Here is a 15,518-nt window from a genome sequence, read left to right as displayed (position 1 = left end):
AATAACAGTTGATCACAGCACTTTATTTCTTTAGAAATTCTTTTATCAAAGTTCAAGAAAAAGGTTTACTTTTTAGGTCGTCATTTCATCTAAATAATCAGCCCACCATTGCATCAGCACACGGCGCTCATCCAAATGCTGTGATTTATCACAAACACCCTTTACACCTTTTTTCTTATGTGCCAAGCATACTTCAATCACTTGTTCTTGGTGACTAAACTGATCATTCAAAACCGTACTAGCAAGATGTCTAAAACCATGTGGGTCCTGCTTACCTTGATAGCCCAAACGGCGTAATGCCAAGTTAAAAGTCATATCACTAATTGTTTTATGAACTGAAAGACGACTTGGAAATAAGAACTCTGACTCTGGTTGAATTGACCTCAACTCATGAAGTAATACAATTACTTGCTTTGATAATGGGACTTGATGTTCCTGACGTGTTTTGGTCACCTCTGCAGGTTTAGTCCATAATGCTTTTTTAAAATCGAACTGTTCCCACTTTGCCATCCTAAGTTCACCAGGGCGTGGAAATAGCATAATAAGCAATTCAAGGCCTATTCCGATCGAACGCTTTGCATTACCACGAATTTTCTTCAACATCACTGGCAGTTCTTCAATATTCACAAAATCCATGTTCCCAGATTCATAGACATCTAGATGCTTACTCATTCCTTCAATTGGATTTGAATTTATCTTACCTTGAAACTTTGCCCAATCGTAACACCCACGCACATATGAAACTAATTTCTCAGTTTGTGTATGAATACCTAAATTACGTTGTAGGCTTTGGAAAAAGTCAAACCACTCTTTTGGTGTAATCTCTTTGTAATCACGTTTACCAAATATTGGAAGAATATGCTTTTCAATGGATTTCTGAGCTTTTGTATATGTGGCCACACCCCATTTACTTGATTTAGTATCCAGCCATTCTCTCATCAGATTTTCAAAGTAAAAGCTCTCTCGCTCTTTTCGTTCTGCAACTAATTCTTTATTGGATTTAAGGCTTTCACCTTTAGAAAGTGCTGTACTAAATTCTCGTGCTTTTTGACGTGCAAGTTGAGCACTCACTTGAGGATAAGCACCTAAGCCCATCCAAGCCCATTTACCTTCAGAATTCTTGTAACGATACTGCCAATTTTTAACACCTGATTTTTTGACTAAAAAATATAAGCCAGCACCGTCCAATTCACGATAGTCTTTTTCTTCAGATTCTAAAGATGCTAAGGTTTTTTCACTAAGCGGTCTTTTTTTTTATATCTTTCCGTAACATGTACTAAACCTTGTATCACCGAGTTAGATTATTAAACAGTGATACACGCGGTGATACAAATAGGGCTGTACTATACAGATCCATATAAATACATATAACATAAAAAAAGCTCCTAAATTATTGAATTTAGGAGCTTTTAGTGACCATATATGTACTTATAAATACATCTTTAATCATATCTTGGTAGGTATATCCAGATTCGAACTGGAGACCTCTACGATGTCAACGTAGTATCTTTCCAACATAATCAATAATTTAATTTAATATGACGTAATATTGACGTAAACACAAGATTATCCACAGTCTGTAATTAGCTGTGTAACAACATTATAACATGTCTAATCAAACTAGCTAATCTTCCTCTTTCAAACTTTTCACACCATTAACAGATGTTTTAAAACCAACGCTCTTGTCAATATTATGTGTACATTGCTCAACAATCCAATCACCAGCAATGCCCTCTCTAAAATTCATAAGTGTTATTGGCATCTCTGCTGAAATTTGCGGGTTACCAGGTAGATTTAAACTTAGACTTTCTTCACCACGGCGTGACTGGTCAAGTGATGCTTGAGCTGCTGCATATGCGCTTTTCTCATCTTGATAACTATGTCTTAATCTTTTTACAGGCTCACCATCCCCAACTTTTACTTCCTTTTTCTTTGCGCCTTTTTTATCATGCCAATAAGCAATGACAGTACCTGCACTATCACTTGTACCTGATGTCATCTCCCAATCGCTCACTTGTTCCTTAGCCAAAACTAAATTTGGTAAATCAATCTCACCACGTTTTACAAAAAGCAACTTCCCACCTGCAGGTTTGCAGATCACATCGTACCTTTTAGCGATACGTAATAAAAAATTTAAATCCGATTCATCAGACTGATCAAAATGTGGGAGTTTAATTTTAGCAATCGCGTCGCTTACAAATGGATCTAAACCATGCTCTCGTGCAATTTTAGTGACTACTGCCGATACGCTTGTATCTTTTGGCCATGATCTTGTTTTTTGAGATGCTAATGAAGTAATTCCATTTTTACTTGTAAGTTGCGGTACCGCACGACCACGAATAATCATTTTTTCAGGTGGTCCAGATAACGAAACTTCACTAACAATAAAAAGCCCCATATCCACCATTGCCAAGTCATACCCCATAGAGATTCTTAACTCAGCACCTTTTTTAGGTAATTCAATAGGGCGAATGGGATCATCAATTAAAGATATTTCACAAGTATCTGATTCATAACCTGTACCATCAGTAATAGAGATATATTCGTATAAATCTGAAATGATGCCTGTAATGTCTTGTTCATTCGCAATGACAGAGAAGCACGGCTTTAATCCCATAATTTCACCTTCTGCTTTTCAGTTGATTGCTTTACTTCAGGCAATTCAATCAAGATACCAGCTGGCAATATTGATGGATGATCTGTAATGCCAAAATTTGCTTCAATGATGTTTTCCACGACTTTATTATTCGTGTTTCCATAATAGCGATAAGCGACTTCATCTAAAGTATCACCATCTTTCGTTGAATATTGAGCCATTTATATACCTATTGCATTCATTACTGTGCCAAGTAAACCTAAGCGCTCAGGACTATCAGAGTATTTACGCATATTCACCGTAAATTCTTGACGCCGAGGAACACCAAAAGCAGCAAATTTGGTTTGACCTTCGGTAATACTTCCAATCGCCCAATATCCAAGAATTTTACCAGTACCGCTCACAAGTAATTGAGGTTGTCCAGTTGCAGCTAATGCTCTTAGATCGTCAATTTGCCCTGTTCCACCTTTAAACTCTGGATAAACTACACCAGTTAATGAAATTGCATCCTCACCTGGTCCCAAATACTGTAAGTTGTCCCATCCACCAAAGACTGCTTGCTCTCCCCACTTATAATTTGTGGTGCGGTTTAATTCTTGATATGCCGCGGTATAAATACAGAATTTAAAAGTACCAAGGCGCATCATTGATAAATATGTACCGTAAATTTGACCATCCATTATTGTGCATACCCCGCATCTAACATTGAACCGCGCTGAGCCACACCATTTGCTCTATTAATTTTTTGCATCACAATATTGGCAATTTCATTTGGATTTTGCCCTGGTGCAGCATTAATTGTGAATGACTGAGTAATATTTGGTTGTGACACAATGCTTTTGGTATTGGCTCCGCGAATTTGTGGTGCTAGTGTTGATCTGTGCGGAATAGGAGTTGATGGTGCTTTGGATGGCGCACTATTTCCTCCAGTGAAGAATGCTTTTGTTTTTTCATACGCCTTTCCAACAGCTCCACCAATGCCACCCAAAATGGCAGCTCCACTATCTTTTATCCATTTAAACATATCAATGACGGGTTGAATTTTTGCTTTTATAGAGTCCCATACAGCCCCCATAGCTTTGCCGAAATCCGCAAATTTAGCTTTTGTTTTATCAACAAATTCAGCAAAAAAGACTTTTATTTTATCCCAGTGTTTATAAATAAGATAAGCAGCACCCACCACGACAACAACGATGGCTGTAATTGCTAAAATCATCGGATTGGCAAGCATTGCTTTACCAACTATAGCGAATACAGTACCAATCATCTTAATGGCGGAAACCATTTTAAACAGCAAACCAACACCAAACTTACCCACAAAGCCCAGCACCGTACCAATCATTTTAATTGGGGCAATCATCTTGGTCAGCATTCCAATAGCCACCCCTGCACTTCCACCCAACACAGAAAAGCTACTTATCGCTAGTGCAATTGGCCCAATAACTGTTGTCACACCAAGAGCCACCGCAGCAATACCACCAACAACCGCAACAGCCCCTACGGCAACTTTCGTTAAAGTCGATGATAGCTCTGGGTTCGCTTTAGACCATGCTGATACTTTGTCTACAACTGTTCCCATTTTCCCAAGAAAAATATTTAATGGTGGGAGTAAAACTGATCCGATACTTATACCTAGTTCAGCTATTTTATTTTTAAAAAGAATAATATTGTTGGCTGTCGTTTCAGCTCTTGCTTTATATTCATCATTCATAGATCCAGCATATTTAGTAGCATCACCAACTTTTTTTAAGTTTTCCTCTAAGGCGCCCATATTAGTGAGCAGAGGTGCAATTGCACTTAAAGATTCCTTGCCAAATAAAGTTGCAAGCATTGCGCCTTGCTTTTCTTTTGGCAAAGCTTTAATTAATTCCAGAATTTTTAACGTGGTTCCTTCGGCATCTTTTTGCATTGACTTAGCGACTTCTTCTGAATCTAATCCCAAATCAATCATTGCACTACGTTGTGATTTCGTTGCAGATTCACCTGCTATTAACGCAAGCATCATATTTTTAATGCCTGTAGCTGCGATTTCTTCTTGCACCCCCATACCGCGCATAGTTGCACCAAGAGCCGCAATTGATCCAGATGCAAAACCACCAACCTCTCCTAATGGCCCAATACGCTGAACAATCTCCATGATTCCTTTTGCAGCAGCAGGTGTGCTATTGCCTAAAAAATTTATTTTATCGGCTAAAGTTATTACCTCATCTTGTGACATTTTAAATGCTGTACGCATCTCAGCCATGCTTTGACCGGCCTCCTCAGCGGATACATCAAATGCCACCCCCATTTTTACAGCAGATTCGGCAAACTTCGTTAATTCATTTGCTGCAATTCCTGATTGCGCTCCAGATGCTACAATTTTTGCAATGTCTGTTGCTGCCATTGGCAATACTGTTGACATTTTCAAAACTTCATTTGTAATTGTTTTAAATTGTGCATCAGTACCACTAAATACTTTTTTTACATCTGCCATTGAGCTTTCAAAATCAATTGCTAACTTTACAGGTACTATCATTGTTGCAGATGCAGCCATAGCTCCGCCCAATACTTTTGCTGATCCATTGCGAATAGCGGTATTTTGTTGACGTAGTTTTTCAACTCGATTAAGTCTTTCTTGCGCTTTAGTAAGCCTATTGAGTTCATCCGTTACAGATGAATATCGTGCACGCAGATTATCAACATTCTTACCCATGCTTCCAAAAGTACGAATGGATTCACCCAGCATAGATTGTTGTTTTTTAACGCGCTGAATCTCTGACCCAATCTTTCCTAATTGAGACGTGGTACTACCTATTGCAGTGCGTAAAGAGCCTGCAATTTCACCACCAATCGTGATAATGGCATTTAATTTCTTATTTGACATTTCATCTGACACAATTAAACCAATGTGCCATTTTGTTATTTTTAATGCCTTTTATTCATTATTCACTTATGCAAAGAAAAACCGCATTTAAGCGGTTTCTCTTGGTAATCCCTCACACCACCAAATCAATCGTGAAATTGGTAACTTCTCAATTTCAGTCAATGACCATGATGTAAATGATGATAGTGCAATTACATGCTGACGAATGTTATTTGCACTTAAGATGTAAAAAGTCGATATGAATCCTGAATGCGACCATAATCACGTAAACCCAAACCTTTAATAAAATCAGGCTCAATTTCGCAAAGATTTGCAAACATCGTAATTTCTTGTTCAGCACTGGACTTACCTTTGCTTTGTAATTCAGCTGTCAGTAAATCTTGCACTGTTGGCTCACGCATATCTACAAATTGAATGCCACCATAAGGGCGACTTAATTCAATTTTGTTTTTGCCTTCCCCTTCCTTAATATAAGCTTTTTCCTGATTTTCCATCTTTTACATTCCTAATGCTGAGCGAATATCTGCAAGCACATCTGTACCGTTAATAATACGAACCATGTTAATCACATCAACTTCATGGATAACCTGACCACCAATCGTTTGCTTGTAATATGTCAAAGACAAGTCATATTTATCTTTAGGTGCTTCACCAGCTTTTGAGGTGCCTTGGTTAATTTTGACAATTTTACCCGTCAAATTATGAACCACGGCTGTTACTGTGCCGTCAAATGACTCCATTGCCTCACGTACTGTAAATGAAGTTTGACTACCTTCTTTCACACCAAACAAAGACAAGACATCACGATCATGTGCATTCAAAGTAAAGTCAGCAACTAACTTTTCCATCCCCATTGTGATATCAATCGGGGCATCCATACCACCAGCGCGGTATTCTTCAGTTTGTAAAGACAATTCAGGCATATTGGCTTCATCTGTGTTACCAGCATAGCCACGACCATCAACAAATAAATTAAAATTCTTACGAATATCCTTTGCTACACCCATCTCAAATACTCCTTAAGAAAAAATCTCTTTGATATAGTCATTAACCAAGTGAGAACGGAAAATAATATGCTCAGCTGGATACACTGGAGTAAAGTCAAAATCGAAATAGATTTTCCCTTGTGCAATTTGATCTGCTGAATTTAGATCAGGGTCTGCCCAACAAGAACCACCCAAAATAGCACCGATGTTTGTGAGGTAACGCAAGTAAGCATTCACACCCTCAATCACATCATCTACATAAGTTTTTGTAATGCCACGATCTACAGCCCAAAGATGTGAAGCTTTTAAAGATTCATCAATCATATCGGCTGTACGTACTACACATAAAAATGCCCACTTCGGATCAGTGGAAAGTGTACGGTTACCCCAAAGACGATAGCCTTGCTGACGAATAATTGTTGTGATGTTATTTTCATTGAGCAAATTAGCGCGACAGTTTGCATCACCCATTGCAAAATCAATTGCACGGGCTGTACCAATAATACCATTAATTTCTTGGTTAGACGGAGACCACCACCAGCCGCGATCATTATCTGATTTAGCAATTAAACCAGCAACACATGCACTTGCCCATTCTTGAGAAGTTTCACCAGTAACTGATTTTAAAACTTTAGGATCAACAAGGAATACGCGTTTAGAACCAAAGTCTTTTGAGTATGCAATTGCATCAGCATCATTAGTGTTAGGACCATCGGCAACAATGACTGCTTTTAAGCGCTCAGCAATACCAATTAATTCCGCAACAACTGGGTTTGATGTAGCTGGTGTTTCGCCAACTGCTTCTGTACGTGTATGAGTAAAGCCAGGTGCAATCAAAATTTTAGGCACAAAACCCGTGATGTTTTCAGATGCTAGGAATGCATGTACACCTTCATATGTACCAGTGTTTGCATCTACACCACCAATTACATTTGCTAATGTAGCTGGAGCTGTTTCTTCCTCATCAATACGCACAACAATAACCACGGCGCCAATTTGATCAAAAATAGAATCAAGCGCTTGTGGCAATGTTCCTTCTACACCAAGCTTTGCTGCAAGCGTGCGTGACCCCGCAATTAAAACAGGTTTGTTCAGTGGAAAAATTAAAGGATCGGCCTCTGGTGCAGATCCAATCAAACCAATAGTGGAACTACGTACAGTAGTAATGGGACGCGCACCATCATCTACCGTGACGTTTTGAATCCCATGTAAAAATAAATCGCTCATTAACCGCAATCTCAGTTGAAGATTTTAGTTAATTTTTACGCTTTAGCCTGTAATTTTCATTATTCACAATTGCGCTAATAACCTTAAAAATTCTGTGCAATTAAAGCTTTATTTTTCTAGTTGCTATAAAATAGCCAAGATTTCGTCATTCAACATTTTAATAAGTTGTCATAAATGAATTTTAGATACGATATAAATGGACTTAGAGCAATAGCCGTACTGGCTGTTGTTATTTTTCACTTTAATCCACAATGGTTACCTGGTGGATTTGCAGGGGTAGATGTTTTCTTTGTCATTTCTGGTTTTTTAATGACATCAATTATTTTCAGTGGTGTAGAAAAAAATACTTTTAATTTATTCAAATTCTATAATGCTAGAGCAAACAGAATTGTTCCCGTACTAGCTGCAATGTCTGCCGTATTACTTGTATTTGGTTGGTTTTACCTGCAACCAACTGACTATCGTGATTTAGGCCGGCAAGTAGAAAAAAGCTCTCTATTTATTTCGAATCTACTATTCGCAAAAGGTGGTGGTTACTTTGATACTGCAGAGCATACCAAATGGCTTCTTCATACTTGGTCTTTATCTGTTGAATGGCAATTTTATATTTTCTTCCCAATCATAATTATTGCTCTAAAGAGATTTTTAAGCTTTAGTAATTTAAAACGTGTAGTTTTAGGCTTATTTTTAGCAAGTTTCATTTACTGTATTTATGCAACTTACAAAGATAGTAAAACTGCTTACTTTTTACTTACAAGCCGTGCATGGGAGATGCTTCTTGGTGGATTAGCATTCTTATATCCTTGGTCACTCAAAAGCAAATTTTATCAAATTCTTACCCAATGTTCAGGTTTAATATTAATTATTGCCTCATATTTTTTAATTTCAAAAGATACGCCTTGGCCTGGCTACATGGCACTTATTCCTGTACTTGGCGCATATTTAATAGTGGTTGCTAACTATCAAAATAACTTTTTAATAAATAACCCTATTTCAAACTATATTGGTAAATGGTCTTATTCTATTTATGTTTGGCATTGGCCGCTTGTGGTTTTAGGTTTCTATTTCGCATTTGAAAATTGGTGGGTATACGGTATTCCACTCTCCATCTTACTTGGATTCTTAAGTTATCAATTCATTGAAAAGATTAATTTCTCACGATATTCATCATGGAAAGAAATATATAAAGTTAAACCTTTTTATATATTTTTAGTTATTTTAGCCTGTGGTCATACTATAAAAACAACTGATGGAATAGCTTCACGACTTTCAGAAATAGCTCAAATTGCTGAAAAAGAAAAACGTAATTCAAACCCTTATAAATGCGATAAGCAAGAACTCTATGAGTGTATTATAGGGAAATCTTCTAATATTAAAGCTATTATTATCGGCGATAGTCACGCTGACTCATTAACAACATCACTATCTTCTATTTTTGATTTAAAATTGGAAGGGGTAGTTTCTTTATCTACATCTTCATGTCCTTTAATTTTAAATTTACAATATTATAATAAAAAGAATCTTTGTCCTGAAATTAATAAACAACGATTAGCATTAATTCAATCTCAAAAATACAAAAATATTCCTATTATTTTAGCAGGAAGATACCCAAGCTATTTAATAGGAGAGAATGATCCTGACCGCATACCTGCCGAAGGATCTAAGCCATTAATTTATTTTGAAAATAATCCAAGAATTTCTCAAAATAATAGATTGGCTGCATTTGAAAAAAACTTAGAGCAAACTTTATGTAAGATTGCCACAAACAATCCAATTTATATTATTCAACCTATCCCAGAACTAGGTTTTAATGCTCCACAAAAGATTATTAAAAATTCTTTTTATGGAGAGAATGAAAAAACATCAATTTCATATGATAGCTATTTGAATCGATCAGAAGAAATACGACAAATTATTAATAGAAGTGCCAATAAATGTAATGTGGAAGTTTTAGATGCATCTAAAATATTATGTAAAAATAATGAATGTATTTCCACATACAAGAATAGACCTATTTATCGTGATGGAGATCATTTAAGTGAATATGGAAATAAACTCTTAACCCCTATGTTCAAGAATATATTAAATCCATAATAATTAAGCCCTCAATGAGGGCTTAATTTATAAGTTTAAAGCGAACTCCCAAAACTCATCAATTTCTTCATCTGTTCTTTTCAACATATCACGCATAACATCAATACTTGGGTCTGTACGGACAAAGTTAGTCGCGTCTTTAAAACCGATCATGGTCAATTCACGTGTGTATTCATCTTCAATGAGCATGATTTTAGCTTCAATGTCTGAAGGCTTATAACCATATTCAAGCATGCCACGCATGAATTGGTAGCGTTTGAGCTTTGGATACTGTGATCGCTTGAATATGAGTTTTTCTTCTTCTGTGCGTGGATCTATCCAATTTCCACCATCCCAATTGTGATGCGCGGTTGGTCGAGGTGATGTTGCTGTTAGATCGGGTAAAATGATGCAGCCACTATTTAGTGCGTTTAATATATTTTGGTGTTCATCAAATGATATTTCAACATCATCATCATGTAGTTTTTCATTGATTCGTAATTCTTGAGCTTCTAAATTAAAATAACATTTCATTAAAATATCCCCACAACTTCTAAATAACCGTCAACTTCCTCACGCGCAGACCCACGCCACCCTGTCAAATGTACACCGACTTTTGATTCGGTTACACCATTGGAACCAATTGGGTCACATTGAACAAGCCATTCGCCAGCCTCATTGATCCAAGACGCACTGCCACTTGCAGCTGCAAGCAAAAAATCAGCAGAAATTCTTTTCTGAAGTGTGATTGGGAGTGTGATTAGAGCTTTGTAATAACCACCGGCTTCGTCAACAGTAAAAACACCACTACCATCAACGGTCTTGTTTGTAAAAACACGCATTCTTATAATTGCAATTCTGTTCGAATCATTATAGGTGATTGTGTAATTTGAACCAGTAACTTCACGAATAGCGCTATTGGCAAGTTTTAATCCAGTAGCAACCCCTGATACACTATTAAGCTTATTGTCGCTCAATTCTTTGCCCTGAGCAGCGGTTAATGCTTCACTCATGCTTGTGCTTGTTAGTGTGTTATTGAGTTTTACTACGCCTTTTTGCTCCGTGCTTGCATCTTTTAAATCGGTTTTATCAAGCTTATTATCTTGCAGTTCTTTTACTGTTCCTGCAGAAGCAACTTTGTTTGCATCATTGGTTGTTAAGTTGTCTACGATTTCACTTCGATTAATGAAATTTTCTTGAGTCCAACTTTCAGTTGCATTAATTAAGTCACTTTCAATTTCAACAACTTTAAGTCGATCTGATTCAACATTAATGTAAGGCTTCAGACGATATGTATTCACAGTATCATCAGATGCTTCTTTAAAAGTTGGGGCTAATGAACCATTGCAGATTAAAACACCATCGAAATAAATACCAAACTCACGAATCCAAAACCCACCCACATTATTAGGTATAACCACATCAACAATAATACTATTTGTTAAAGTTGGATGTTTTTGTAATTTGTTGGCAGGTCTGCGATGTACTTCATTTACTAGTGCTGTACGTGCAGGGTTCGGTGTTGGGACTGAACCATTACCATCACCAAATGCAATTTGAATGTTTTCAAGTGCAGTATCAGATGTGATTAAGTCTGTAATCTTAGAACGCCCAAGATTGGTTAAAATATTGTAGTAATCGCTCATATTGATCTCGTATAACTAGATACCGTCACTGCTCGTTGATAACCAGTGGCAATATAAACTGGAACAGGTGAATTGGTCGTAAATTGAATGTCAGTAACATGCCTTGATGCAGCTTTAGTCTCACCAACAAGACGATTGATTTCTGCTGTAGTATCAGAGTTGAGAGGTTTCCCAATTAAATCGATTTCTAATTTAAAAGTACCTGGTACTAAATTAGGCTCTACTTCAAACCATTCAATAATATTGACTTCATATCCAAACGGTTCTAAGGCTTTTTTAATTGCTGCAGGTGTGCCTTTTAATCGGTGCAAATCTCTCGATTCTTTAATGACTTTCCGCTTTAATTCTTCTTGCCAGTTATCATCCCAATAATCGACTGATTTTTGCCAAGCAATAAAAGGTAAAAATTGCGATGGCACATGATCAATATCTTTGATTATTCGAATCGATGGTAAATCAAAAGCATCTTTACCGACTTCAGCAAGTTTTCGTTCTAGTTCTGTGGAATTTGGAGGAAGTAAACTTGTCAAATTACACCTCCAACCGTAATACTTTTAGCTGTGCAATATGGATGGTGATAACTGTCCATTACCAAATCCGAAGCTGGTGCAATAATTTCGACTCTCTCAATACCGTCTACATGCAATGCAGCATAAATTGCAGATAAATAAATGCTTTCACCGTTTTTTTGAGCATTTTTAATGTATTTATCTAAACGAATATTTGCTGCTTCAAGTAACAATGCATCCTCAGCATTTTTACCCACATATAAAACTGCTTCAACTTGGTAATTTGTTGCGATACTTGATTTAACTGTTGGTCTATCACCAACTGGACGCACTGTATCAGGATCTAAGGCGGTTTGAATAATTTGAATTAATTCTGCTGATGCTTCACCATTTTCACTATCGACTTGTGTAATCACAATATCTAAAAAACACGGTGTTTCTTCATCTGATTTGACTTTAATTCCATCCACTCGACCGTCTGCTGATAATGTGAAATAGCGATATGCATTAGCAGAGCCTGCTGTATTCATACCATCAAATGATAAAATACAACGTTCACGTAATCGCTCATCAGATTCATTAACAGCTTCAACTGGTGGAATTACTGTGTTATCTGCAGGTGTGACGACTAAGCGTGTTAGTCCATATTCTGTTAAAGCCAGATGATCTAAATCTGATTTTTCTGCATAAGCAAGTAATAAAGATCTAGCATCAGCATTGCATTTTGCTTGATATAGCATTTCCAGATATGCATTTTCTTGTAGTAACTTCACTACTGGTTCAGATTCACGTTGTAATAACTCTCGTACTGCTTGTTGTTCAGATGCATCATATAGAGATATAAAACTTTCTTTTCTTTTTGTAAAAATGGCTTCGTAGCTTAATTCAGTGATTAAGCTAGGCGGTAAAAGCTGTGAAAAATCGACTGTACTCATTTGCCCACCACAATGCCGTCCAATTGAACAGTTTTTCCATCAAGTTTGTATTTACCAGTAATTCTCAGAACAATTTGCCCCACCACTGCTCCAGTCACATCTACAGCACTCACTACAAGGCGATCTTCCCACTTCATCAGTGCTTCTGCAGTTTCTGCAACAATATCAACCACTGTACTTCTATTAATTGGTGCATCAATTAACTCAAATAATCGAGAGCCATAATCACGACGCATGATTCGTGAACCAATCGGAGTATTTAGAATATCGGCTATGGATTGTTTAAGATGTTCTAGCCCTGTCAATTCTCGACCTGTCTGAGCATTCATTCCCATTAGTTCACGCCTCCTGAGTTGCCACCACCAGTTTGAACACCTTTATGCGTATGTGATTCACCAATATTTTTCCCGTCATGGGTTAATGAACCACCACTAAAGGAGACATCTCCTTTCAACGTCGCAGCTCCACCGCTAGCACCCATGCTTAAGGATTTCTCTACAGTCAAATTTCCAGTACAAATCGTATTTGGTGCATCCATAGTGATTGTTGATTCAGCTTGAATTTGAGCACTATTACATTGAATAACCACATGACCACCAGAAGCTGATGCATCAATTAATAGCGTGCTACTGGTTTTGTCGTACTCAATAACGGTTCCATCTTCAAAAATCCGTTTTGGGTTTTTATCATTGCCAGCATGAGGAAATGCATCTTGTGAGATTGATCCAGTAATAAAGCCCTGCGATAAATCACCAGATGGAGATAGCACTAAAACTTGCTCACCTTTGCTATAACCGCCATTCCATGAACGATCTGTGCCAGCACGTGACTTAGCCCATTCAATACCAGCAACCAATTCACCATCAAAATCTACTGTTGCTGTACCAGCATCAAAATCAATGCTATCTACACGACCTATTTTTATAAGGTTTGCAAGGATGCGATCCATCTGTGCTAATGCATAACTCATGGCAGTATCTCCTGATAAGCACTTGAATGAGCGCTACCAATTTCAGGTGACCAACTAAACCATGCAGTAGGCGTTACACCTTCAGATTTCCAAATACTCTCACCAATATGAATAGGTATGGAAAAATCCACACGCCAAACATCGTAGCGATCTAGTCCAGGATAAAATGCATCTTCAGTCACATCTAAAAGAGTTAATGGACCTGTTTTTAATTCGTGAAAATGTTTATTTTTAAAAAGGTATTGCGCGAGTTTTAAGGCAAGTGTTCTTACCTTTAATTTTGCAAAAGTTGGATTGTCTTGTTCTTTTTCCATCGCATCAATGACAACTCGTGCTTCAATGCGAGCAAACATAGCCAATTGCTCTGTACCCGCATCTGCTTCCAAATTCAATTCAAAGTCAGGAACCTCAAGCAACAATGCTGGTAAATTTTCTTTTTTTAATGGCTTACGATCATTTTCACTTCGATAAAATTCAATCAGCTTGAAATCATCTTTAAATTGATCTGAAAGTTTTTTTACAATGTTGTCATGCATTGCAACAATATCTGTTCCTTCTATCGCATCTGCCATTTCAATTCATGCTCCAAAACTTTAAAAAATTGCTCCTGGTACCCATTAGAAAAAGCTTGGCCATCTAAATATGAATCTGCTTTTTCTTTAATTTCTAACGTTTGCTTTTCAAGTGGCAAACGCCCTTTTCCTTGTCTTTTAAAAACTTGACCTTTGGCAATAAAAGCACTGTCTCGCTTATGTCTACCAGCAGTCACACCGCGTTTAGTTTCACGCGCATTTAAATGAATGAGTGATATTTCGTTTAAGCCATACCAGAGGTTGATCGTCCAACCTGTGTTTGTTTTTTGAATCGTCGTCTTACGCATTCTTCTGCGTAAAACCTTCTGCATAACTTGAAGCTCTGCACTCAAACCTTTTACAGTTCTCGTTTGAATCCACCTGGCCATCTTATTTAAAGTACGGCTTAATGCAGCATTAACTTGTTTTTCCGTAGGCTCTAACTCGGCAATAATTGATTCAATGCCTTGAGCACTAATATCAAGTGAAATCATTCATTCACTTCAAGCTTAAGGATTGACATTCCAGTGCCATCTTGCTGTGGATACGTCATCACATGAAATTTTCGACCATCAGAAAGTAACAAACCATCACCGCGTGCAACACCTTTAACGTCACTTGATTTGCATGTAAAGCGTGGCTGAGCATCATCAACTTCATATTCACCGAGCTGAGCATTTAAATACGGCTCATCAAATATGCCTGTTACTGGCTTATCATCAGATCCATTTGCAAGCTGAACCGTTGCAGTAATAGCAAAACCACCTACGGCATCAGTTTGTAGAAAAACGTCTAAATTTTCCCAGCTCGGCGCAGTCATTATTCGTCTGCCGCAGCTGTTTGAATTGCTTCGATCAATGCATCTTTGTTAAGTGATGCATCAAGTTCAATTTCATATTCATGCAGTGCAAATTCAACTAATTGGGCTTTTGTCATTTTAGACAAATCAATTTCGTCATCTGCCGCCTGGGTAGTATCAGAGGCTTCAACCAACACCCCACGACCACGAGTCAATAAATCTTTTGCAAGATCTTGATCAACTTCAACTTCATCACCAGCAACACGAATTTCACCATCAATTGCAACAGCGGAAGTTAAAGCGATAACTACAGTAATTTTCTTAACCATTTTTATATGC

General features: G+C 37.4%; 19 protein-coding genes. 1 reads left to right on the top strand and 18 read right to left on the bottom strand.

The annotated features are described in order from the left end of the window. Positions 1–72: 72 nt before the first annotated feature. From GTK57_RS11490 to GTK57_RS11455, 8 genes are all read right to left on the bottom strand, one after another. Positions 73–1,188 carry a tyrosine-type recombinase/integrase gene (locus GTK57_RS11490; protein ID WP_228720315.1) on the bottom strand — a complete coding sequence of 372 codons (1,116 nt, stop codon included), beginning with the start codon at positions 1,186–1,188 and terminating at the stop codon, positions 73–75. Positions 1,189–1,624: 436 nt separating this feature from the next. Then, complete coding sequence (locus GTK57_RS11485) at positions 1,625–2,617, bottom strand: phage late control D family protein (protein WP_163123765.1); 993 nt, start codon at positions 2,615–2,617, stop codon at positions 1,625–1,627. Then, complete coding sequence (locus tag GTK57_RS11480) at positions 2,608–2,817, bottom strand: tail protein X (RefSeq protein WP_163123762.1); 210 nt, start codon at positions 2,815–2,817, stop codon at positions 2,608–2,610. The genes GTK57_RS11485 and GTK57_RS11480 overlap by 10 nt, the downstream gene beginning before the upstream one ends. Next, positions 2,818–3,276, bottom strand: a complete 459-nt coding sequence (locus GTK57_RS11475) for a phage tail protein (protein ID WP_163123758.1) — start codon at positions 3,274–3,276, stop codon at positions 2,818–2,820. Then, positions 3,276–5,474 (bottom strand): phage tail tape measure protein, encoded by a 2,199-nt coding sequence (locus GTK57_RS11470; protein ID WP_228720314.1) that lies wholly within the window; start codon positions 5,472–5,474, stop codon positions 3,276–3,278. The genes GTK57_RS11475 and GTK57_RS11470 overlap by 1 nt, the downstream gene beginning before the upstream one ends. A gap of 206 nt (positions 5,475–5,680) precedes the next feature. Continuing rightward, positions 5,681–5,956, bottom strand: coding sequence for a phage tail assembly protein (locus GTK57_RS11465; protein ID WP_163123755.1), 276 nt, complete (start codon positions 5,954–5,956; stop codon positions 5,681–5,683). Between the two features lie 3 nt (positions 5,957–5,959). After that, positions 5,960–6,469, bottom strand: a complete 510-nt coding sequence (locus tag GTK57_RS11460) for a phage major tail tube protein (protein ID WP_163123752.1) — start codon at positions 6,467–6,469, stop codon at positions 5,960–5,962. Between the two features lie 12 nt (positions 6,470–6,481). Continuing rightward, entirely contained in the window at positions 6,482–7,675 is a 1,194-nt protein-coding gene (locus GTK57_RS11455) for a phage tail sheath subtilisin-like domain-containing protein (RefSeq protein ID WP_163123749.1), read from the bottom strand. Between the two features lie 174 nt (positions 7,676–7,849). Here GTK57_RS11455 and GTK57_RS11450 point away from each other — a divergent pair, with 174 nt between their 5' ends. Continuing rightward, complete coding sequence (locus tag GTK57_RS11450; RefSeq protein ID WP_163123746.1) at positions 7,850–9,769, top strand: acyltransferase family protein; 1,920 nt, start codon at positions 7,850–7,852, stop codon at positions 9,767–9,769. A 27-nt stretch (positions 9,770–9,796) separates the two neighbouring features. Here the strand turns inward: GTK57_RS11450 and GTK57_RS11445 are convergent, their stop codons facing one another. From GTK57_RS11445 to GTK57_RS11400, 10 genes are read right to left on the bottom strand one after another with little or no spacing between them, the layout of a single operon-like run. Next, positions 9,797–10,282, bottom strand: coding sequence for a frataxin family protein (locus GTK57_RS11445; RefSeq protein ID WP_163123743.1), 486 nt, complete (start codon positions 10,280–10,282; stop codon positions 9,797–9,799). Further along, positions 10,282–11,394, bottom strand: a complete 1,113-nt coding sequence (locus GTK57_RS11440; RefSeq protein WP_163123740.1) for a phage tail protein — start codon at positions 11,392–11,394, stop codon at positions 10,282–10,284. The genes GTK57_RS11445 and GTK57_RS11440 overlap by 1 nt, the downstream gene beginning before the upstream one ends. Further along, entirely contained in the window at positions 11,391–11,924 is a 534-nt protein-coding gene (locus GTK57_RS11435) for a phage tail protein I (protein WP_163123736.1), read from the bottom strand. Before GTK57_RS11435 ends, GTK57_RS11440 begins: the two co-directional genes overlap by 4 nt. Continuing rightward, on the bottom strand, positions 11,921–12,838 hold the full coding sequence (locus GTK57_RS11430) for a baseplate assembly protein (protein WP_163123733.1): 918 nt from the start codon (positions 12,836–12,838) through the stop codon (positions 11,921–11,923). The genes GTK57_RS11435 and GTK57_RS11430 overlap by 4 nt, the downstream gene beginning before the upstream one ends. Beyond that, positions 12,835–13,173: a GPW/gp25 family protein gene (locus tag GTK57_RS11425; RefSeq protein ID WP_163123730.1), complete on the bottom strand. Its 339-nt coding sequence runs from the start codon at positions 13,171–13,173 to the stop codon at positions 12,835–12,837. Before GTK57_RS11425 ends, GTK57_RS11430 begins: the two co-directional genes overlap by 4 nt. Continuing rightward, positions 13,173–13,808: a phage baseplate assembly protein V gene (locus GTK57_RS11420; protein WP_163123726.1), complete on the bottom strand. Its 636-nt coding sequence runs from the start codon at positions 13,806–13,808 to the stop codon at positions 13,173–13,175. The genes GTK57_RS11425 and GTK57_RS11420 overlap by 1 nt, the downstream gene beginning before the upstream one ends. Next, on the bottom strand, positions 13,805–14,380 hold the full coding sequence (locus GTK57_RS11415; protein WP_163123723.1) for a hypothetical protein: 576 nt from the start codon (positions 14,378–14,380) through the stop codon (positions 13,805–13,807). Before GTK57_RS11415 ends, GTK57_RS11420 begins: the two co-directional genes overlap by 4 nt. After that, the gene (locus tag GTK57_RS11410; RefSeq protein WP_163123720.1) at positions 14,365–14,874 is read right to left on the bottom strand and encodes a phage tail protein; all 510 of its coding nucleotides are present in this window, start codon (positions 14,872–14,874) and stop codon (positions 14,365–14,367) included. The genes GTK57_RS11415 and GTK57_RS11410 overlap by 16 nt, the downstream gene beginning before the upstream one ends. Continuing rightward, on the bottom strand, positions 14,871–15,200 hold the full coding sequence (locus tag GTK57_RS11405; protein WP_163123717.1) for a head-tail joining protein: 330 nt from the start codon (positions 15,198–15,200) through the stop codon (positions 14,871–14,873). Before GTK57_RS11405 ends, GTK57_RS11410 begins: the two co-directional genes overlap by 4 nt. Continuing rightward, positions 15,200–15,508, bottom strand: coding sequence for a Rho termination factor N-terminal domain-containing protein (locus GTK57_RS11400; protein WP_163123714.1), 309 nt, complete (start codon positions 15,506–15,508; stop codon positions 15,200–15,202). Before GTK57_RS11400 ends, GTK57_RS11405 begins: the two co-directional genes overlap by 1 nt. Positions 15,509–15,518: the final 10 nt, after the last annotated feature.

Source organism: Acinetobacter portensis (assembly GCF_010646905.1).
Taxonomy (GTDB): domain Bacteria; phylum Pseudomonadota; class Gammaproteobacteria; order Pseudomonadales; family Moraxellaceae; genus Acinetobacter; species Acinetobacter portensis.
Note: the sequence above shows the minus strand (reverse complement) of the source record. Positions and strands in the feature narration are given on the sequence as shown.